Here is a 20,907-nt window from a genome sequence, read left to right as displayed (position 1 = left end):
TCAAGGTAGCTGTTCGGCCACGCCGAAGACGGTGTCCCGCACCACCGCCGGTCTTTCCTGCGGAATGAGATGCCCTGCGCCCTCGACGACGATCAACCTGCCCTGCGGGGCGGCGTCCATCAGGGCGCCCGTGTGGTGGTTGAACATCGGGCGCCCCTTGGCCATCCCCCGCTCGACCAGCCCCGCCTGCAGGCACACCACCGGAACGTCCGGCGTGCCCTTCTCCTGCACGCGCCGCAGAACGGGCAGCGCGGACGTGATCTGCGCGGCCTCCCTGCTGCCCGCCCTCATGGCCCGCACGGTCGCGTAGTCCCCCGTCATGGTCTCCACGTCGGCCGCGGAGATCTCGGGCGAGACGCCGTTGCGGAACGCCTGCTTCTTGATCAGGTTCTTGCCGCCCACGCGCGCCACCAGCGCCATGAAACCGAAGAACCTCGCCGCCACCTTGGCGTTGCGCGAGGACATGACCTCGGCGATGGTCGCGTCCACGAACACCATCGCGGCCACGCGGTCCGGGTACCGGTCGGCGAACACCCGGATGATCGGCCCGCCCCAGCTGTGCCCGACGAGCAGGACCGGAGCGGTCTCGCCGAGAGCGTCGAGCAACGCCGTCAGGTCGTCCACGATCCGGTCGAGCGTGCGGTCGTGCGGGTCGACGTCGCTGCCGCCGTAGCCCGCGCGGTCGTAGGACAGCGTGCGGTACCGCACGCTCACCTCGCGTTGCGTGTGGATCCACGACGAACCGGGCGCGCTCATCCCGGCCTCGAAGACCACCAACGGCCCGGGGCCCTCCCCCGCCGTGACCGCGCGGATCGTCCGGCCGTCGGGCAGGGTGATGTTCTTCTCCTGCATCACGACGCCTTTCAACGGTGCCAGCTCGGCGGGTGGAGCTCGTCCCACAGCGCCGCTCTTTCCAGCTGTGCGGCGAGAGCGAGCAGTTCGGCGTCACGGCGGGCCTTGCCCACGAGGTGCACGCCGTGTGGCAGACCATCGGCGTCCACGTGCGACGGGAGGGAGATCGCGGGGACTCCGGCGAGGTTCGCCCACGGCGTGTGGCAGGACCACCTCAGCATCAGGTCGGCCTCGTCGCCGGTGTAGTGGCCGATCGGGACGGGAGGGCCGTTCGTCGTCGGCGTGAGCACGACGTCGTAGTCGTCGACGGCGGCCAGGAACGTGCTGGCGTAGCGGGCGAGCAGCGTCTGCGCGGAGACGACGTCGTTGGCGGACAACGTCTCGTTGACGTCGAGGAGGTGGCGGGAGTACGGCCGCAGCAGGTGCGTTCGCTCCGGCGGCACCATCAGCCGGGCCACGGCGCCCACCTGGTAGGCGAACCAGGCCAGGACCGCGCGGCCGACGGCCTCGTCCCAGCGCGCGGGCAGCGGGATCTCCCGCACCTCGTGACCCAGTCCGGTGAGCACGTCCGCGGTGCGCCGCACGGCCAGTTCCGCCTGCGGGTCGGTGTCCTCGCCGGTGCCGGTGTCCGTCCACAACGCGACCCTGAGCCGGCGGTCCAGCACCGCGGAGAAGCCGCCCTCGTGGCGCCACCCGTAGAGGTCGCCGGGCGCGGGCGACGCCATCACGTCCAGCAGCAGCGCCGCGTCCCCGACGGTGCGCGCGATCGGGCCCTCGGTGCTCGCGACGAGGAACGAGGTGGCGGGCGCCGGGCTCACCAGGCCTCGGCTCGGCTTCATCCCGACGAGGTGGCAGGTCGCCGCGGGCGTGCGGATCGACCCCGCGCCGTCGCTCGCGTGCGCCACGGGCAGCAGTCCCGCCGCGACCGCCGTCGCCGCGCCTCCGCTCGACCCGCTCGAATACCGCGCAGGGGCGTACGGCGTCACGGCCGGGCTCGGCGTGACGTCGTTCTCGGTGTAGCAGGTGGCGCCGAACTCCGAGGTGTTCGTCTTGCCCACCACGACCGCGCCGGCCCGCCGCAGCAGTCCGACCGTCCACGAGTCCTCCGGCGGCACGAACCCCACCAGCGCCGCCGAGCCGAACGTGGTGCGGATCCCGGCCGTCGCGGCGAGGTCCTTGATGCCCAGCGGCAGCCCGAGCAGTGCGGCCTGATCCCCCTGCGCCAGCCGCTCGTCCGCACGTGAGGCCTCGTCGAGCGCGGCCTCGTTGAGCGTCACGAACGCGCCGAGGTCCGCGTGCCGCTCGATGCGGGCGAGGTAGTGCTCGGTCAGTTCGCGGGAGCTGATCTCCTTGGTGCGCAGGGCGTTCAGCTGTTGCGCCGCCGTGAGTTCGTGCAGGCTCACGGCTTCACCGACGTCCCGGTCAGCAGGCGGTGCACCGACGACGTAACGACGTCGAGCTCCGCGGCCGTCAGCGGCTCGCCCCCGAACATGCGCCGGTGCATCAACGGGCCTTCGAGCATGTTCCCGACGAGCGACAGCTCCGGTACCTCGGTGATCTCCCCGCGCCGCACCGCGCGTGCGATCGCGTCGACCAGCGGCTGCGACCGGCGTGAGACCAGCGCGCGGAACGTCCGCTCGGCCTCGGCGTCCCCGCGCAGATCGGCGAGGAAGCCGACCAGGCCGTCGTTCCACGACTCGTTCCAGGCCCGGACCAGGTCCTCCACGAACGCCCTGAGGTCACCGTGCAGCGTGCCGGTGTCCGGGTCCGGCACGGGCGGCAGGTAGACGTCGAGCACGTCCGCGACCAGCCGCACCTTGCTGCGCCAGCGCCGGTAGACGTCGGTCCTGTGCGCGCCCGCCTGGGCCGCGACCTGCGTCAACGTCAGCGCGTCGTAGCCGTTCGAGGTCAGCAGCGACCACGCGGTCGCCAGCAACCGCTGTTCGAGCTCGGGATCCCGCGGTCGCCCCGCCACCGGCAGCCCTCCAATTCGCAACAGGTTGTTGCGATACCGTAGGGCTCCCGGGCCGCCGTCACAAGTGCCCGTTGGCCAGATGGCGCATCGCGGCCTCCACCCCCACGTCGAGGGCGTCCTGCATGACCCGCGGCCGCCGTTCGGTGCGGCCGATCACCGCGCTCCCGAGGGGTGGCCTGATCTGCAGGCACGCCGGGTGCGACGCGAGCAGCTCCTCGTCCTGCGCCCGGATCGCCTCCCGCCCGAGCCAGCTCGCCGCCACTCCCGGCGCGTGCCGGGCGAACCAGCGCGAGAGCACGAGCCGTTCACCACGGGACGGCGGCGTGCCCGTGGACTCGTCCTCGCGCCGGGTCCGCAGGGCCACGACGTGCGTGGCCTTCTGCTCCACCGCCGTGCGGATCGGGATCGTCTCGCTCAGCCCGGCGTCGACGTACGGTCGGCCGTCGATCACCACCGGATTCCCTGCGAGGAACGGCATGGCGGCCGAGGCCCGCAGGGCGGTCTGCACGCTCAGCGTGTCGCGGACGTACCCGTGCAGGTCGACCGGCTCGCCGGTGAGACCGTCCGTCGTCATCGGGTGGAACTCGACTGGGTTGTCGACGATCTCCTGGAACCCCATGGGCACGACCTGCGTGTAGATCGTGTGGACGAGGTGGTGGGTGTCCACGACGGGCCGGCGCGTGAACGCCCTGCGGGGGTTGATCGTCGTGCGCATGACGGCCGGGTCCCACCACGCGTGCTTGCTGCGGTCGGCGCGGCCGCACAGCAGCCAGGCTGCGTTCAGCGATCCCGCCGAACTGCCGTAGACCGCGTCGAACAACGGCAGCAGCCCGAGGCGTTCGATCGCCACGGTCATGCCGCTCGAGTAGACGCCGCGCGAGCTGCCGCCTTCGACCAGCAGGACCAGGCGCGCGTCGTCCTTCCGTTGCCCGGGCGTGCTTCCTTGCCGTCTGCGCTCGCGCAGCAACTCGAGAACCGTCACACCTCTACGGTGCCACGCGCGCCCGCGGCGTGAGCTCCCGGACGTCGATGCCGGCCGCCGTGCGCCGAATGTCCACTTGGGCGGTCGTCCCCCGAAACCCCGGCGGCGGAACCCGGGGAGCGCTGCTACCGTGGAAGGAGAGATCAACCGCCTCCTGGAGGAGCTCGACGTGCTGGTGGGTGAAGACGACATCTCAGGGTGAGCCCTGGATGTGACAGGCCATCGAAGTCAGGTGGCCGTTTCGTCGTCCCCTTTTCCACACACGCGTGGTCGTTCCGCGCGCGGCACATCCCGAGGTCTCACCACCCATGTCCGACGCATTCATCGTCGTGTCGTCCCTGTCCTTCTCCTGGCCGGACGACACCCCCGTGTTCGACGGCCTGTCCGTCTCGGTGCCCGGCGGGCGCACCGGTCTCGTCGCCCCCAACGGCGCCGGGAAGTCGACACTGCTCAAGCTCGTCGCAGGCGCGCTCACCCCGTCCGAGGGCAGCGTCTCCGTCGAGGGCGTCCTCGGCTACCTCCCGCAGGACCTCCCGCTCACCGCCGGGCTGACCGTGGCCGAGGTGCTCGGCGTCGCGGACGTGCTGCGCGCCATCGCCGCCGTCGAGTCCGGTGACGTCGGCGAGGAGCACTTCACCACCATCGGCACCGACTGGGACCTGGAGGAACGCACGCGAGCCCAGCTCGACCGGCTCGGGCTCGGCGACCTCGCGCTCGACCGGGTGCTCGGCACGCTGAGCGGCGGCCAGGTGATCTCGCTCGGGCTCGCGGCACAGCTGCTGAAGCAGCCGGACGTGCTGCTGCTCGACGAGCCGACCAACAACCTCGACCGGGACGCCCGGCACCGGCTCTACGACGTGCTCGACGACTGGCGCGGGTGCCTGCTCGTGGTGAGCCACGACCGGGCGTTGCTCGACCGGATGGACCGGATCGCGGAGCTCGACGGCGGCGAGGTCCGCTTCTACGGCGGGAACTTCTCCGAGTACGAGGAGGCCGTGGCGGCCGAGCGCGAGGTGGCGGAGAAGAACGTCCGCAGCGCCGAGCAGGAGGTCAAGCGCGAGAAGCGGGAGATGCAGCAGGCACGCGAACGGGCCGCGCGCCGGGCGTCCAACGCACAGCGGAACCTCTCCAACGCGGGCCTGCCGAGGATCTTCGCCGGGAACATGAAGCGCAACGCGGAGGTGTCCGCGGCCAAAGCAGACGGCACGCACGCGGCCCGCCTCGGCGCGGCCCGGTCGAAGCTCGACCAGGCCGAGCGGGCGTTGAAGGACGAGCAGAAGATCAGCCTGGAGCTGCCGCAGACCGCCGTGCCGGCCGGGCGCACGTTGTTCCACGGCACGGACCTCCGGGTGCGAGAACTGTTCTCCGGCCTGGACTTCGCCGTCCGGGGCCCGGAACGGATCGCGCTCTCCGCCCCCAACGGCGCCGGCAAGTCGACGTTGCTGCGGGTGGTCGACGGTTCGCTGACGCCGGACAGCGGTGAGGTGAAACGGGCCGACGGCCGCATCGCCTACCTCTCGCAACGGCTGGACCTGCTCGACGACTCCCGCACGGTGGCGGAGAACCTGGAGGCGTTCGCCCCGGCGATGCCTCCCGCCGAGCGGATGAACCTGCTGGCGCGCTTCCTGTTCCGCGGTGCCCGCGCGCACCTGCCGGTCGGGGTGCTGTCCGGTGGCGAACGGCTGCGGGCGACGCTCGCGTGCGTCCTGTTCGCCGAGCCCGCGCCGCAGCTGCTGTTGCTGGACGAGCCGACGAACAACCTCGACCTGGTCAGCGCCGGGCAGCTGGAGAGCGCGCTCAACGCGTACCGGGGCGCGTTCGTCGTCGTCAGCCACGACGAGCGGTTCCTGAGCGAGGTGAGGATCGACCGCTGGCTGCGCCTCGACGGCGGCACGCTGCTGGAGGCCTCTCGTGGCTGAGGCACTGGTCGCCACCGAGCTGGTCCGCGGGTTCGGCGGCAGGCGCGTGCTCGACGGGGTGTCGCTGACCGCGGCACCCGGCAGGCGGGTCGGGCTGATCGGCGAGAACGGCGCGGGCAAGTCGACGTTGCTGCGCCTGCTCGCGGGTGTCGACCAGCCCGACAGCGGTGTTGTCACGCGCCCCTCGGACCTGGGGTTCCTGCGCCAGAAGATGCCGTTCCCGGACGCGGCGACCGTCGCGGAGGTCCTCGACGACGCGCTGGCCGAGGCACGGGCGGACCTCGCCGAGCTGGAACGGCTGGGCGCGCTCGTCGCCGATCCGGCGTACCTGGAGGAGTACTCGGAACGCCTGGAGCTCGCCCAGCTGCACGAGGCCTGGGACGCGGACCGCAGGGCCGGGATCGTCCTCGACGGACTCGGGCTCGGCGGCGTGGCGCTGGACCGCACGCTCGGGTCGTTGTCCGGGGGCGAGCGGCGGCGCCTCGACCTGGCCGCGCTGGTGATCCGCCGGCCGGCCGCGTTGCTGCTGGACGAGCCGACGAACCACCTCGACGACGACGCGGCCGCGTTCCTGGAGGCGCAGCTGCGGTCGTTGCCCGGCGTGGTCGTGCTGGCGAGCCACGACAGGGCGTTCCTCGACGCGGTGTGCACCGACCTCGTCGACCTCGACGGGGCCAACGAGGTCGGGCCGGTGCGGTTCGGCGGTACGTACAGCGAGTACCTGAGCCAGAAACGCGCCGACCGCGCCCGCTGGGAACGCCGGTACGCCGAGGAGCAGGAGGAGCTGGCGTCGGTGCGCGACTCGCTCGGCCTGATCGCGGGCCGCGTCGCGCCGAACCGGGCCATGCGCGACAGCGACAAGATGGGTTACGGCGTGCGGGCGAACCGCGTGCAGAGCCAGATCTCCCGCCGCGTCCGCAACGCCACCCGGCGCCTCGAGGAGCTGGAACGCGACGCCGTGCCCGCTCCCCCGCGCCCCCTGCGGTTCGAGCCCGACGTCGTGGCGGTGCAGGCCGAGGAACTGGTGTCGCTGCGGGAGATCCGTGTTCCCGGACGGCTGGCGCTGGACGTCCTCGACGTGCACGACGGTGACCGGCTGCTCGTGACCGGCCCGAACGGCGCGGGCAAGTCGACGTTGCTGCTGGTGCTGGCCGGGCTGCTCGACGTCGAGGGCGTGCGGCGGCAGCCCGGCGTTCGCGCAGGACTTCTGGACCAGGACACGTCCTTCGCGAACCCGCGTCTCACCGCGCGAGGCATCTACGGCCGCGCGCTCGGTGCCGAGCGGGTCGCGCAGGTGCCGCTGGAGTCGTTGGGGCTGCTGCACAAGTGGGACCTGGGCAAGGCGGTCGGCACGTTGTCCGTCGGCCAGCAACGCCGTCTCGCGCTGGCGTTGCTGGTGGCGGACCCGCCGCACCTGCTGCTGCTCGACGAGCCGACCAACCACCTGTCGCCGACGCTGTGCGACGAGTTGGAGGACGCGCTGGGGCCGGGTCCGGGGGCGATCGTGGTCGCGAGCCACGACCGGTGGCTGCGTCGGCGGTGGCGGGGCGCGGAGATCGGGCTAACTCGCTGGACGGACTCCGGATGATGGTGCCGGGGGGTCGCGATGGTGGTGTTCGAGTGCGTGGCGTGCGGTGCGGCTCTGACCGTTCCGCTCAGACAGGTCGACCGGCCTGATCACGAGCACTACGAGTGGGCGAACAGCACCGAGTTCACGCCGTCCCTCCTCCCGCCGGGAACCTACGCCGCCCAGGGCGAGTTCCTCGCGGGCCCCGGTGACGTGCGTGGTCTGTCCTGGGCGGACGAACACCCCGAGGGCTGGTGCTGCGGGGTGGACGGCTCCAGGCCGAACCTCGTGTGCGCGTGCGGGCAGCCGGTCGCGACGCGGGTGGACGACTGCTCGCGGTGGCAGGTGGTGCGGTTCGCGCCCGGTGTGGTGCGGATGGGCGGCGAGCCGGAACCGGTGCGGCCGTGGGAGGCGTACGACTGGGACAGCGCGCCGCTGACCGAGGGCGAGCTGTGGTGGCCCCGGCGGGTCGGGATCGCGGCCGGAGTCGCGCTCGCCCGCGTGCTGCTGGCGGCGGAGGACGCGTCCGTGCTCGCCGCGGCCGGGCCGGTCGCCGACCTGTTCCAGAGCCATCTCGACGCGCGGACACCTCGGGGCGGACCTCCGAGGACGCTGGCGCTGGCCGGGCCGGGCAGGACGGCGCGGGCCGACCTCCTGCTGGTGCCCCGGCATCCGCAGACCGGTGAGGCGTGGCCCGTGCCGGGAACGGTCGTGCCGATCTCGGCCGAGCTGTGGCTGTGGCTCGCGAACGACGTGCCGACGCCCCTGCCGAGGACCGGCGGTCAGTGGGAGCCCTACTTCCGCCACGATCCGCTGCCGCGCCGACCGAAAGAGCTCTGGGTGGACACCGGCGCCGCTCGGCGGGAGATGTCGAAACGGCGGACCTAGGTTCGACGTAGGGGTGGAAGGACAACCGCACACCCACGGAGGACTGATCATGACCGGACGACCGCCCGTCACCGACCTGGCCACCTGGCAGCAGGCCCGGGACGCGCTGCTGGTCCGCGAGAAGGCCCACACCCGCGAGGGCGACGCGATCGCGGCCGAACGCCGCAGGCTGCCGATGGTCGAGTTCGACGGCAAGGTCGAGGTCGTCGGCGCCCAAGGCCCCGTGCCGTTCATCGACCTGTTCCAGGGGCGCGACGAGCTCGTCGTCTACAAGCACATGTGGTGGGACGGCGCGCCGCACCAGGGGCAGTGCGAGGGCTGCACGCACGTGCCGTGGCACTTCAGCGATGCCTCCTACCTCAACGTGCGCGGGGTCTCGTTCGCGATCGTGACCACCGGCGCGTGGGACGAGGTGGCGCCGTTCGTGGAGTTCATGGGCTACACCCAGCCCTGGTACTCGGTGCGCGGGGTGGACGGTCCCGCGGGCGGCGACATGGGGTACCTGACCAGCTATCTGCGGGACGGCGACCGCACGTTCCTCACCTACTCCACGACCGGTCGCGGCACCGAGCGGATCAACGGGTCGCTGAACCTGCTCGACATGACCGTGCGCGGGCGCGGCGAGTCGTGGGAGGAGCACCCGGAGGGGTGGCCCGAGGCCCGGCATGCGGGCTGGTTCTGGCGGACCAACGCGGACGGCGAGTCGACCTGGGGCGAGGACGGCAGGCCCGTGCCGCAGTGGACGAGGCCGGGAGCGGGACCGGTGCGGACCCTGGGCAGGCAGGGTCACTGCCACTGATCAGCGCGGCCGGGTCGCGGTGGCGAGGACGCGGCGCTTGCGGTCGAAGGTCGCGAGCACGATCCTCGCCTCGTGCTGCATCGACACGATCGCGGGGTCGCCGGACGCGTCCGTGGCGAGGGCCTCCTCCCACATCCGCCTCTCCTGCGCCCGCCAGGCGGCACGGTCGGCCACCTCGACGTCGGCGAACCCGGCGTCGGGGAGCTGGCGGGCGAGGTCGAGGTCGCGGATGCGGTGCGAGACCCGGTCGTCCGCGGGGTCGACCGGCTGCCAGCAGGTGACGACCAGCCGGCCGCCGGGGCGCAGGACGCGCAGGCACTCCCGCAGCACCTCCGGCTTGGACTCCGCGAACTGCATCGCGTCGACGACGAGCACGGCGTCCACAGAGGAGGAGCTCAGGCCGGTGGCCGCCAGCGTGCCGACCCGGAAGTCGCCACCACCGCTGCTCCGCCGGGCCTGCTCGACGGCCACGGCGGAGAAGTCCACCCCGACCAGGCGGCATCCGGTGCGGCGCGCGATCTCCAGTCCGTAGCCGCCCCGGCCGCACGCTAGGTCCAGCAACACGCGGCCGGGCCCGAGGCGCAGCGCCGCCACGACCTCGTCGAGGCCGGTGCCGCCGAGCACGCTGGTCGAGTCGAGGTCCGGCGGGAGGCCGAGCGTCCGCCGGACCAGGTCGTCGGCCAGCGGCGACGCGGCCCGGTCGGCGTACCAGCGGTCGAAGTCCTCAGCGCTCGTCACGGTGCGCACCTTGCCAGAAGAAGTGTTCGTGCCCGGTGACTTTCCACCGGTCCACTGTGGTGCGTGAAGATCCTTTCCACGACCGCCGGGGACCCGGGCGCCTTCCTCCGCGTGGTCCACACCGCGTTCGGCCGTTTCCCGGATGGCCGGCACACCGGCGGCGACCTGGTGCGCGACGTCACAGACCCGATCTTCCGGGGAGGGCCGAATGCGTGGGAACGACCCGTGATCCGGACCTGTCCCGGGACCTGCGGGACCTGGTTTCGCTCTGTTTGGGAGAATCCTCGCCGAGCACGCTCGGCGCGCCGGGCACGTCGGCTGACGCTCTGTTCCGATCCGAACGCGCTCCGCACTGCCTGCACTGGTTCTGATCGACATCTGGACCAAAGTATGACGGCGCGTTAGGCCCAGGGATGACGCGAGCAGGGGGTGGCGTCGTTATTGTCCGTTCCGACGGACATCATCAGCTCGTAACCCCCTTTCCGCCGAAGGGACAGCCGCGTCATGTGGGAAGTTCTTCAGTCAGCGACCGACGTCCGGTCGCGCGTGACCGAGTGGATGGGGAAGCGGTTCCTCGCACACCTCAGCAAGACCGGGTTCGACCTCGAGTCGTCCTGGTTCGTGCCCTCGCGCGTGCTCGCCCCGCTGCGGCGCAACGGCTTGGACCCGGTGCCGGAGCTGGCGCGGATGCAGGCGCACGGGCCGGTCACGAGGCTGCCGCTGCCGGTCACGGTCTGGCTGGTGACTGGGTACGAGGCGTCCAAGCAGGTGCTGGTCGACTCCGAGGCGTTCAGCAACGACTTCGGCCACCTGCGCGAGCTGGGGCTCTTCTCGGACGAGGCACCGGGCGGGCTCGGGTTCAGCGACCCGCCGGAGCACACGCGGCTGCGCAAGGTGCTGACGCCGGAGTTCACCATGCGGCGGCTCTCCCGGCTCGTGCCGCGGATCGAGCAGATCGTGGCGGACCAGCTCGACCTGATGTCCATGAAGGACGGACCAGTCGACCTCGTCGAGCACTTCGCGATGACGGTCCCGGCACTCACGATCTGCGAGCTGCTGGGCGTGCCCGCGAGTGAGCGCGAGGAGTTCCAGCGGCGCAGCGTCTCGCGGTTCGACCTCGGCGGTGCGGCCACGACGTCGCTGTCGGCCGTGTCGGAGTCGATCGTCTACTTCCGCGAGCTCGTGCAGGCGCAGCGGCTGAACCCGACCGACGGGCTGCTCGGCGAGCTCGTCCGCAAGCACGGCGACGACCTCGGCGACGACGAGCTGGCGGGCCTCGCCGACGGGCTGCTCACCGGCGGGTTCGAGACGACGGCGAGCATGATCTCGCTCGGCGCGCTCGCGATGCTGCGCGACCCCGGCCTGCGCGAGCAGGCCCTCGGCGACGAGAAGGCCGTGAACGGGCTGGTCGACGAGCTGCTGCGGCACCTCAGCGTCGTGTCGGTGGCGTTCCTGCGGATCGCGCGGCACGACATCGAGGTCGCCGGGACGAAGATCAAGGCGGGCGACATCGTGGCCTGCTCGCTGTCCCAGGCCAACCGCGACCCGAGCGCGTACCCGTCCCCGGACGTGATCGTGCCGGAGCGGCCGGCGGGCCAGCACCTCGCGTTCGGCTACGGCGCGCACCGCTGCATCGGCGCCGAGCTCGCGAAGATGGAGCTGCGGATCGCCTACCCGGCGCTCGTCAAGCGGTTCCCGGAGATGCGCCTCGCGGTCGCGCCGGGCGACCTGTCGTTCCGCAAGCTCTCGATCGTCTACGGCCTGCATTCGATGCCGATGCACCTCGGCACGCAGCCCAGCCCGATCCAGCAGGTTCTCTAACGGAGGCGCCTGGGGGATGGCCTGATACACCCAACTTTCTCGCCGTTGGGGTTGAGGGTTCATCCCTCATGCCTTCGCGTTCTCCCTCGAACAGTCTTTACCTACCAACGCATTCCGCGAACGGAAGGTAGAGACCATGATCCGCCAGGCCATCATCGCCGCCGCCACCCTCTCGACCATCGCCCTGCCGGGTGTGGCCGCCGCGGACCCGATCATCGGCCAGCCGGTGCCGTGCGTGAAGGTCGCCGACCTCGCGGGTGCCGACTTCTCGGTGAAGCAGTGCGGCGTCAGCGACGTCGACCAGTACCGCGCGGGCCTGGAGAACAACGGTGGCTCGTACTGCGGCCCGTCGTCGCTCTACAACGTGCTGCACCACTGGGCGCACGACCGCAACGCGCCGGTCGGCTGGCTGACCACGAAGGTCAAGAACCTCGACCCGAACGACCAGGCAGACCACAACATCATCACCAACTCGATCGGGCGGATCGGCGTCGACGCGAAGTACACGAGCAAGGGCACGAAGCTCAGCAACCTGCGGACCGCGTGGACCATCGCGACCAAGCCCGCCCGGGACGCGGGCTGGAGCACCGCCACCGAGGGCATCAGCCCGCACGGCAACGCGGACTTCGGCGGCGACATGGCGAAGAAGCTGGCCCGCGGCCCGTTGCAGATGCTGTACGGCCGCTACTCGGCCGGTCCGCAGAACAGCCTGCAGCGCGGCGGCGGCCACCTCGTCACGGTGACGGCGGTCGAGGGGTCGTTCGGCGGCAACACCGTGCAGGTCCGCTACACCGACCCGGCCAAGGCGGCCGACCACGGCGTGGGCGACTACCTGAAGACGCAGTCCTCGACCGCGACGGTCACCGCGACGCTGACGAAGAGGTCCGTCTACGAGTACATCCCGGTGACCGACAACCCGGACACCGACACCGACGAGAGCCTCACGCCGGGCACCTACCGGACCGTGACGCGCTGGCAGCTCACCACGGCGGGCTCGACGTCGACCACCACGGTGCTGGTGGAGGGCTTCAACTGGTTCGACATGGCCCCGCCCGTGGGCTGATCCCCTCGACGCCGAAAGAGGCCACCCGGTCCGGGTGGCCTCTTTCGCGCGGTCACTCGCGCGTGCCGATGGCGTCGATGGGTCTGGGGCGCAACGACAACCGGGTGGACACCGCGATCGACACGACGCCGAGCAGCGCGGCGCCGGCGAGCGAGCCCAGGTAGACCTGGACCGGGCCGGCGGGCAGAGGACTCCCGGTGAGGCCGATCGCGAGCATCACCAGCGGGACCGCCGCCACCAGCGAGCCCAGCACCGCGGCCAGTCCGACCGTGAGCAGTGCCTCGGCCCGCATCATCCGGACGATCTGACGGCGTCCGGTGCCGACGAGGCGCAGCAGGGCGAACTCGCGGCGGCGGGCGGCCGTGGACATCACCAGCGTGTTCGACACGGAGATCGCGACGTAGCCGAGGATGACGCCGACCGCGACCAGGTTGAGCAGGAACTGGGTGCGCTCGGCGGCCCGGTCCTGCGCCGCCACCCGCTCGGTCACCTGAAGGCCCGGGTAACGGCTGGTCAGGGCGTTGAGGGCGGTGGCGTCGGCGGACTTCACGAGCACGGCGCTGTCCAGGCCCGCCCTGGTGTGGGCGCGGGCGTCGGCGGCGGAGAGCACGTAGTCGCCGAACGCGAGGTCGTGCTCGTAGGTGGCGACGACCTCGAGCTTCGCCTGCTGACCGTCCGCGAACCAGAACTCGACCACGTCGCCGACCTTCTTGTCCTCCCAGGAGGCGTGCGCGTCGCTCAACGCGACCGTGCCGGGCCTGAGGTCGTCGAGGGTGCCGGAGACGACGCCGAGATCGACCAGGCCGCTCGCGCTGGAGTCGAGACCGTTGGCCGGGCGGCTCTGCACCTCGACGGTGTCGCCGGTCCTGCTGGCGGTGATCACCTGGGTGCGCACCAGCGACGTGGCCGTGCCGCCGTCGATCTGGCGAACGACCTCGGCGGGCACACCCGTGACGCCGGTGATCACGTGGTCGGCGGTGATGGACTGCTCGGTCTGCTGCTGCACGGCGGCCGTGAGGGTCGTCTGGCTGTAGTAGTTCACCACCGCGAACCCGATGGCCAGCATCAACGGCGTCACGGCGGCCGCGAGCCTGCGCGAGTTCCTCGACACGTTCGCCGAGGCGAGATAGCCGCTGACACCGGACTTGGCGAGCGCGGGTGCGATCACCCGCACCGCCGCCCCGATCAGCCGCGGACCGGTGAGCGTCAGCCCGATGATCAGCACGAGCGCTGCCATCACCGACATCGCGGCGCCGAGCTGGCCGCCGAGGAACAACGGCACCGCGGTCGCGCCGAGCCCGATCGCCACGAGCACCCACCCGATGGCCAGCCGGACCTTGCCGACGTCCCGCTTCTGCACCGCGGCCTCGCCGAGCGCCTCGACGGGGTTGATCGACGACGGCCTGCGCGACGCGCTCCAGGCCGCGAGCCGGGCCGCGCCCACGCCGATCAGCAGGGCCGCGACCAGCGGGATCGGGCTGATCGAGAGGGCGAAGTCGGCCGGTACGACACCGATCTTCGCGAACGCGGCCCGCAGCCCCAGGCTCACCGCGATGCCGAGCAGGCTGCCGAGCAGACCGGCGACGACCGAGACGACCGTGGTCTCGACGCCGATCAGCTTGCGGACCTGCCGCGGCGTCGCTCCCACGGCCCGGAGCAGCGCGAACTCGCGGCGGCGTTGCTCGACGGTGAGAGCGAGGGTGCTGGCCACGACGAAGATCGCGACCAGGACCGCGTACCCGCCGAAGGAGCCCGCCAGGATCGCGAGGATCGACTTGGTCTGGCTGACGTCGTCGAACTCGGCGGCGCTGCGGTCGGCGCCCGCCGACACCGTGACGTGGTCGCCGGCGAGGGCGTCCTCGATCCGTTGCGCACCGGCACCGAGCACGCCGATGGCGCTCACGCGGTCAGGGCTCCCGGCGAGCTCGGTCGCCTTGGCCTCGCTGAAGAAGAGGGAGGCCTGGCGCGCTGCCCCGGCGGCCTCGGCGATCCCGGAGACCCGGTAGGTCACGGGGGCCGAGCGGGTCATCACCCGCACCTCGCCCCCGACACCGGTCCCCGCCTCGGCCGCGAGGCCCGGGTCCAGGACGACCTCGTCGCGCTGCGGCGGGTTCCCCTCCTTCAGCGCGAACGGCGCCAGCACGGCGGAGTCCCAGTTGTGGCCGAAGGACGGCTTGCCCGCGAGGGGCTGCCCGTCCTTCCCGACCACCACGGCCGGGAAGGTCTGCTCGGGGACGGCGCGCGCCCCCGGTACGGCCGCGATCTTCGCGACCAGCGAGGCGGGGATCGACGGCTGTTCGGCGGCGTGCTCGAACGCCATCACGTCGCCGCCGGGCGGCCGCACGGTCCGGTCGCCGGTGACGACCACGTCGGCGGCCGCGTAGCGCTGGGTCGGGACGCCGCCGCGGAAGCCGGACTCCATCAGGATCCCGCAGGCCGCGACGAGCGCGGTGCCGCACAGGACGGCGACAAATGCTCCGATGAACCCGCTGGTGCGGGCCTTGACGGTCTGCCAGGCGAGGGTCAGCACGGCCTACCACTCCCCCAGGTGCGTCATGCGCTCGGCGACCTTCTCGGGCGTCGGCGAGACCAGCTCGCCCGCCAGGCGTCCGTCCGCCAGGAACAGCACGCTGTGCGCGGCAGAGGCGGCGACCGGGTCGTGCGTGACCATCAGGACCGTCTGCCCCATCTCGTCCACGATGGACCGCAGCAGGGTCAGCACCTGGTGCGCGGTGCGGGAGTCCAGGGCGCCGGTCGGTTCGTCGGCCAGCACGACCTCGGGCCGCGCGACCAGGGCGCGGGCGATCGCGACGCGCTGCTGCTGGCCGCCGGACAGTTCGGCTGGAAGCCGGTCGAGCCGTCCGTCGAGGCCGACGCGGCCGACGATCTCGCGCAGCCAGGCCTGGTCGGCCGCACGTCCGGCGAGACGCAGCGGCAGGGTGATGTTCTGCTCGACGGTCAGCGACGGCAGCAGGTTGTAGGCCTGGAAGACGAACCCGATCCGGTCGCGCCGCACCTGCGTCAGCGCCGCCTCCTTCAGCCCGCCGAGGTCGGTGTCGCCGAGCAGCACGCGGCCGGACGTCGGCCGGTCCATGCCCGACGCGCAGTGCAGGAAGGTGCTCTTGCCCGAGCCGGACGGCCCCATCACGGCGGTGAACGTGCCCCGCCGGATGGCGACGGTGACCTCGTCCAGCGCGGTGACGGCACCGCCCCCTGAGCCGTACACCTTCCGCACCGCCTGCAGCGACAGCGCGTCTGCCCTCATCACGTTCTCCTTGGCTCGCAACGACTTCTGGCCAAGAAGTTAGTTCCGCGAGCCTGTGCGGATCGATCACGCAGGCTGCCCGGACCGAGGTGGAGCAGGCTCTACCTCCGCGTCGGTTCGTCGGCGCGGACAGATCCCGGAGGTCAGATTCGTCGGCCACGACGAGGTGGTCGTGCGGGCGCCGAACCTAGCGTTGCCGGTGACCGGAGTCACGTCGAGTGGATGAGGCGCGGATGTCGAAGCTCAACGAGATCAACGACTGGCTGCAGGAGAACCTGCCGCGGCTCGTGGCCGAGCACGGGGTGCCCGGCGCCGCGGTGGCCGTCACCGTCGGCGACGACGTGGCCGAGGCCGCGGCCGGCGTGCTCAACAAGAACACCGGCGTCGAGACGACGACCGACTCGCTGTTCCAGATCGGGTCGATCACCAAGGTCTGGACGACGACGCTCGCGATGCAGCTCGTCGACGAGGACCTGCTCGACCTCGACGCGCCCGTGCGGGACTACCTGCCCGAGTTCGCCATCGCCGACGAGGACGCCGCCGCGCGGATCACGGTGCGGCAGTTGATGAACCACACCTCCGGCTTCGAGGGCGACCTCTTCACCGACACCGGCCGCGGCGACGACTGCGTGGAGAAGTACGTCGCCACGCTGCACGACACGCCCCAGCTCTTCGCGCCCGGCGAGATGTTCAGCTACAACAACGCGGGCTACTGCGTGCTCGGCCGGATCGTCGAGGTCATGCGCGGCAAGTCCTATGACGACTGCCTGCGCGAGCACCTGTTCGCGCCGCTCGGCCTGACCCACGCCGCCGCGGACGCCTACGAGGCGATCCTGCACCGCGCCGCCGCCGGGCACCTCACGCACGACGAGGAGGCCGGGCCGCAGCTGGCACCGGTCTGGGCGCTCGTGCGGTCCAACGCACCGGCCGGGTCGATGCTCGCCATGAGCCCGCGCGACCTGCTGAAGTTCGCGCGGATGCACATGAACGAGGGTGCGGGCGTCCTGTCACCCGCCAGCGTCGAGGCGATGCAGAAGGTCCAGGTGCAGGTGCCGGACCTGGCGTTGATGGGCGACGCGTGGGGCCTGGGCTGGGAGCTGTTCCACTATCCACAAGCGACGGTCATCGGGCACGACGGCGGCACGATCGGGCAGAACGCGTTCCTGCGGCTGGTTCCCGAACACGGTGTCGCGGTGGCACTTCTGACCAACGGCGGCAAGACCATCGACCTCTACCAGGCGATCTTCCGGCACGTGCTGCGCGAGCTCACCGGCGTCGAGCTGCCCGCGATGCCCGAGCCCGCGGAGGAACCGCCGAAGGTCGACGGCGAGCGGTTCACCGGCGTGTACGTGTCGGCGGTCGGCGAGCGCGTGGTCACCCAGGACGAGGACGGCCGGATCTGGATGGAGGTCATCCCCAAGGGGATCATGGCCGAGCTGAGCCCGGAGTCCGCCGGCAAGACCGAGCTCGTGCCGTGGCGCGACGACACCCTCGTCGCCGCCGAGCCGGTCATGGGCATCCACATGCCGCACGCGTTCGTCGGCGACGACGGCAACGGACGGGCGTTGTTCCTGCACACCGGTCGCGCGGACCGCCGGGTCGCCCAGTGATCGCGGAGGCCTTCGCCGACGCGGGCGTGGAGGGGTTCGTCCACGCCCGCGAGATCGGGGTGGACGGCCGGGAGTCCGGGCACGGCGCGGACGAACCGGTGGTGCTGGCGTCGGTGTTCAAGATCCCGGTCGCCGTCGCCTACGCGGCCGAGGTGGCCGCGGGACGGCTCGACGAGACCGAGCGGACGCGCGTCACGTCCCGCTACCGCATCGGCGGGATCGGCACCGCGGGGTGTGCCGACGACGTCGAGATGAGCTGGCGCGACCTGGCGTTGTTCATGATGACGATGAGCGACAACGCGGCGACCGACGTCGTCTTCCACCGCGTCGGGCAGGCCGCCGTCGACGCGGTCGTGGCCGGGCTGCCGCGGACGCGGATCCTGGGCTGCTGCGAGGACCTGTTCGCCTCGGTGGTCGCCGATCTCGGCACCGAGGACGTCGAAGAGGCGCTCACGGACCCGGTCCTGGTCCCGAAGCTGTCCATTGTGGACCCGGAACGCACCACCTCCTCGACGCCGAGGGAGATCACGACGTTGCTCGACGCCATCTGGACCGACCGGGCGGCCGCACCCGAGGCGTGCGAACGGGTCCGGTCGATCATGGCCCAGCAGATCTGGCCGCACCGGCTGAGCTCGGGCTTCCCCGCCGACGTCCAGGTCGCCGCCAAGACGGGCACGCTGCCGACCGTCCGCAACGAGGCCGGCGTCGTCACCTACCCGGACGGGCGCAGCTACGCCGTCGCGGTGTTCACCCGCTCGCAGTCGCTCGACCTGCGCAACCCCACCGCGGACGCGGTGATCGGCCGGGCAGGACGCCTCGCCGTCGACGAGATCCGGAGGACGTCATGAAGCGTGCGGTGGCACTGCTCGCGGCCGTGGTCGTGGCCGGATGCGGAACCTCGGCCCAGTCCGGCAGCCAGGACCTGGCCGACGGCGGGACGTTCACGATGTCCATCGGCGCCGATCCGGGGACGCTCGACCCCGCGCTGACGGTGCTGTCAGCGGCACGGCAGGTCGGGCGGTTCCTCTACGGCAGGCTGATCGAACGCACGTCGAGCGGCGAGATCGTCTCCGGCCTCGCCGAGAAGTGGGAAGCGAGCGTCACGACGGCGACCTTCACGCTGCGCCAAGGCGTCACGTGCGCGGACGGTGCCCCGCTGACCGCCGCGGACGTCGCCGCGAACATCAACTTCGTCGGTGACCCGAAGAACAACTCGCCGCTGGCCGGTCTCCAGGTCGCCCCCGGCACCACGGCCACGGCGGATGAGGCGGCCCGCACCGTCACCGTGACCTCGGGCGCGCCGGACGCGTTCCTGCTGACCAACGCCGGCACGCTGCCGATCGTGTGCGCCAAGGGACTGAGCGACCGCTCGCTGCTCGCGAAGGGCGAGCAGGGCACCGGCATGTTCAAGATCTCCGAGATCGTGCCCAACGACCACTACACCCTGGAGCGGCGCAAGGACTTCGCGTGGGGCCCGGGTGACTGGCAGAAGGACCAGCAGGGCCTGCCGGACAAGGTCGTCGTGCGCGTGATCGCGAACGAGACGACCGCGGTGAACCTCTTCCTGTCCGGTCAGCTCACCGCCGCCACCGTGGCGGGCCCGGACCAGGAACGCCTGCTGGCCCAGAAGCTCGACCACGTCGACAACGCCACCCCGCTGGGCACGCTGACGTTCAACCAGGCCGACGGCCACCCCGGCAAGGACCCCGCGGTGCGGCGCGCGCTCGTCCAGGCGCTCGACCTCGCGCAGGTCGGCAAGGTGCTGACCAATGGCAAGGGCAGGCCGTCCAAGACCCTCGTGACGGTGGAACCCCGCCCCTGCACCGGGGACAACGTGGGCCCGAACGTGCCCGCCTTCGACAAGACGGCCGCCACGAGCGCGCTGGACACGGCGGGCTGGCGTGCCGGGGCGGACGGCACGCGGACCAAGGACGGTCAGCCGCTGTCGGTGAAGCTGCTCCAGCCGACCGTCCTGGGCCCGACGCTGACCGCGACCGCCGAACTGGTGCAGCAGGCGTGGCAGGGCATCGGCGTGCGCGTCGAGATCGCGCCCGCCGACGCCGCCGGCATCAACCAGACGTTGTTCGGCACCGGCTCGTGGGACGCGTCGATGGTGCCGCTGACGTTGTCTCTGCCGAGCCAGTTCGTCCCGTTCGCCTCGGGCCCGGTGCCGCCGCAGGGCGTGAACTTCGGGCACATCGACAACGCGGAGTTCACCGCGGCGTCGAAGCAGGCCGCGTCCCTGGCCGGCGCGGAGGGGTGTGAGCACTGGAACAAGGCCGAGGCCGCCCTGGTCCGCGACGCCAGCTTCGTGCCCTACTACGACGCCGTCGTGCCGACGTTCGTGAAGGGCGCGAAGTTCACGATCAGCGACAGCCTCGACCCGACCTCGATCCGGATGCTGGCCTCATGACGGGCTGGGCCCCGTTCGCCCGGCGGCGGGCACTCCGGTTCCTGACCTCGCTGTGGGTGCTGGTGACCGCGGCCTTCCTGATGATCCACCTGATCCCGGGCGACCCGGTCCGCGAGTCCCTGGGGCTCGCGGCACCACCGGACCTGGTCGCGGCCCGTCGCGCCGCGCTGGGCCTCGACGACCCGTTGCCCGTGCAGTACTGGCACTACCTCAGCGGCCTGTTCCGCGGCGAGTTCGGCACGTCGTTGATCAGCGGCACCCCGGTGGCGTCGCTGATCGGCGACCGCCTGCCCGCCACCGTGCACCTGGCGGTGCTCGCGTTCCTGGTCGTGGTCGTCGTCGCGGTGCCGGTGGGCGTAGGGATGGCGGTGCTGACCAAGGGCGGCCGCCGGCGTGGCGGCGAGCTGGCGTTCACGTCGTCCAGCGTCGTCCTGGCGGCGATCCCGGAGTTCCTGCTCGCGGTCGGCCTCGTGAGCCTCTTCGCGGTGCAGCTCGGGCTGTTCCCCGTGGCGGGCAACGACGCCTCCGGCTCGTGGGTGCTGCCCGTGCTCGCCCTCGCGATCGGCCCGGCCGCGGTGCTCGCCCGGATCGTGCGGGTGGAGCTGCTCTCCGTGCTGGGCAACGACTACGTGCGCACCGCACGGGCCAAGCGCCTGCCGGCACGACTCGTGTACGTGCGGCACGCGCTGCCCAACGCCGTCACGGCGACCCTGACCCTGGGCGGAATGATGCTCGCCGCCCTGGTCGCGGGGACCGTGCTGGTGGAGAACGTGTTCGCGTGGCCGGGGCTCGGGTCGACCATCGTCGGCTCGATCCAGCAGAAGGACTACCCGGCGGTGCAGGGCATCGTGCTGGTGTACGGGGCCGGGGTGCTGCTGGTGAACCTGGTCGTGGACGTGGTGCTGGCGATGCTCGATCCGCGTTCGACGATCAGGGAGGCGTGATGCGCCCGGTTCCGCGCCCGCTGGGCACACGGCCCGAACTCGGGGACCGCGGCGTGCGCCGCCCAGCAGTC

General features: G+C 71.8%; 17 protein-coding genes. 10 read left to right on the top strand and 7 right to left on the bottom strand.

The genetic code is table 11. The features are described from left to right. Genes ACWF7A_RS09380 through ACWF7A_RS09365 form a run of 4 tightly spaced genes read right to left on the bottom strand, consistent with a single transcriptional unit; the run spans position 1 to position 3,809 of the window. Positions 1-900, bottom strand: coding sequence for an alpha/beta fold hydrolase (locus ACWF7A_RS09380; RefSeq protein WP_452249958.1), 900 nt, complete (start codon positions 898-900; stop codon positions 1-3). Then, positions 864-2,255 (bottom strand): amidase, encoded by a 1,392-nt coding sequence (locus ACWF7A_RS09375; RefSeq protein WP_452249957.1) that lies wholly within the window; start codon positions 2,253-2,255, stop codon positions 864-866. Before ACWF7A_RS09375 ends, ACWF7A_RS09380 begins: the two co-directional genes overlap by 37 nt. Further along, a complete protein-coding gene (locus tag ACWF7A_RS09370; RefSeq protein WP_452249956.1) occupies positions 2,252-2,827 on the bottom strand; it encodes a TetR/AcrR family transcriptional regulator in 576 nt (191 codons plus the stop codon). Before ACWF7A_RS09370 ends, ACWF7A_RS09375 begins: the two co-directional genes overlap by 4 nt. Before the next feature lie 58 nt (positions 2,828-2,885). Next, positions 2,886-3,809 carry a patatin-like phospholipase family protein gene (locus tag ACWF7A_RS09365; protein ID WP_452249955.1) on the bottom strand — a complete coding sequence of 308 codons (924 nt, stop codon included), beginning with the start codon at positions 3,807-3,809 and terminating at the stop codon, positions 2,886-2,888. 308 nt (positions 3,810-4,117) lie between these two features. Here ACWF7A_RS09365 and ACWF7A_RS09360 point away from each other — a divergent pair, with 308 nt between their 5' ends. From ACWF7A_RS09360 to ACWF7A_RS09345, 4 genes are read left to right on the top strand one after another with little or no spacing between them, the layout of a single operon-like run. Next, complete coding sequence (locus tag ACWF7A_RS09360; protein ID WP_452249954.1) at positions 4,118-5,728, top strand: ABC-F family ATP-binding cassette domain-containing protein; 1,611 nt, start codon at positions 4,118-4,120, stop codon at positions 5,726-5,728. Then, positions 5,721-7,316, top strand: coding sequence for an ABC-F family ATP-binding cassette domain-containing protein (locus ACWF7A_RS09355; protein ID WP_452249953.1), 1,596 nt, complete (start codon positions 5,721-5,723; stop codon positions 7,314-7,316). Before ACWF7A_RS09360 ends, ACWF7A_RS09355 begins: the two co-directional genes overlap by 8 nt. A gap of 18 nt (positions 7,317-7,334) precedes the next feature. Continuing rightward, positions 7,335-8,183, top strand: coding sequence for a hypothetical protein (locus ACWF7A_RS09350; RefSeq protein ID WP_452249952.1), 849 nt, complete (start codon positions 7,335-7,337; stop codon positions 8,181-8,183). Positions 8,184-8,232: 49 nt separating this feature from the next. Continuing rightward, positions 8,233-8,982, top strand: a complete 750-nt coding sequence (locus ACWF7A_RS09345; RefSeq protein ID WP_452249951.1) for a DUF899 family protein — start codon at positions 8,233-8,235, stop codon at positions 8,980-8,982. Here the strand turns inward: ACWF7A_RS09345 and ACWF7A_RS09340 are convergent, their stop codons facing one another. Next, on the bottom strand, positions 8,983-9,720 hold the full coding sequence (locus tag ACWF7A_RS09340) for a class I SAM-dependent methyltransferase (protein WP_452249950.1): 738 nt from the start codon (positions 9,718-9,720) through the stop codon (positions 8,983-8,985). 504 nt (positions 9,721-10,224) lie between these two features. Here ACWF7A_RS09340 and ACWF7A_RS09335 point away from each other — a divergent pair. Together ACWF7A_RS09335 and ACWF7A_RS09330 are read left to right on the top strand one after the other, a co-directional pair. Further along, positions 10,225-11,541 carry a cytochrome P450 gene (locus ACWF7A_RS09335; protein ID WP_452249949.1) on the top strand — a complete coding sequence of 439 codons (1,317 nt, stop codon included), beginning with the start codon at positions 10,225-10,227 and terminating at the stop codon, positions 11,539-11,541. Positions 11,542-11,677: 136 nt separating this feature from the next. Continuing rightward, positions 11,678-12,604 (top strand): hypothetical protein, encoded by a 927-nt coding sequence (locus ACWF7A_RS09330; RefSeq protein ID WP_452249948.1) that lies wholly within the window; start codon positions 11,678-11,680, stop codon positions 12,602-12,604. A 52-nt stretch (positions 12,605-12,656) separates the two neighbouring features. Here the strand turns inward: ACWF7A_RS09330 and ACWF7A_RS09325 are convergent, their stop codons facing one another. Then, positions 12,657-15,134: an FtsX-like permease family protein gene (locus ACWF7A_RS09325; protein WP_452249947.1), complete on the bottom strand. Its 2,478-nt coding sequence runs from the start codon at positions 15,132-15,134 to the stop codon at positions 12,657-12,659. Positions 15,135-15,137: 3 nt separating this feature from the next. After that, positions 15,138-15,869: an ABC transporter ATP-binding protein gene (locus ACWF7A_RS09320; protein WP_452249946.1), complete on the bottom strand. Its 732-nt coding sequence runs from the start codon at positions 15,867-15,869 to the stop codon at positions 15,138-15,140. Positions 15,870-16,102: 233 nt separating this feature from the next. Between ACWF7A_RS09320 and ACWF7A_RS09315 the strand changes: the two genes are divergently transcribed. Genes ACWF7A_RS09315 through ACWF7A_RS09300 form a run of 4 tightly spaced genes read left to right on the top strand, consistent with a single transcriptional unit; the run spans position 16,103 to position 20,836 of the window. Further along, entirely contained in the window at positions 16,103-17,479 is a 1,377-nt protein-coding gene (locus ACWF7A_RS09315) for a serine hydrolase domain-containing protein (protein ID WP_452249945.1), read from the top strand. Further along, a complete protein-coding gene (locus ACWF7A_RS09310) occupies positions 17,476-18,327 on the top strand; it encodes a serine hydrolase (RefSeq protein WP_452249944.1) in 852 nt (283 codons plus the stop codon). Before ACWF7A_RS09315 ends, ACWF7A_RS09310 begins: the two co-directional genes overlap by 4 nt. Further along, the gene (locus ACWF7A_RS09305) at positions 18,324-19,892 is read left to right on the top strand and encodes an ABC transporter substrate-binding protein (RefSeq protein ID WP_452249943.1); all 1,569 of its coding nucleotides are present in this window, start codon (positions 18,324-18,326) and stop codon (positions 19,890-19,892) included. The genes ACWF7A_RS09310 and ACWF7A_RS09305 overlap by 4 nt, the downstream gene beginning before the upstream one ends. Beyond that, a complete protein-coding gene (locus ACWF7A_RS09300) occupies positions 19,889-20,836 on the top strand; it encodes an ABC transporter permease (protein ID WP_452249942.1) in 948 nt (315 codons plus the stop codon). Before ACWF7A_RS09305 ends, ACWF7A_RS09300 begins: the two co-directional genes overlap by 4 nt. The last annotated feature ends 71 nt before the right edge of the window (positions 20,837-20,907 follow it).

Source organism: Lentzea sp. NPDC055074 (assembly GCF_053608005.1).
The sequence above is the reverse complement of the archived record's forward strand: the minus strand, read 5'-3'. Positions and strand labels throughout refer to the sequence as shown.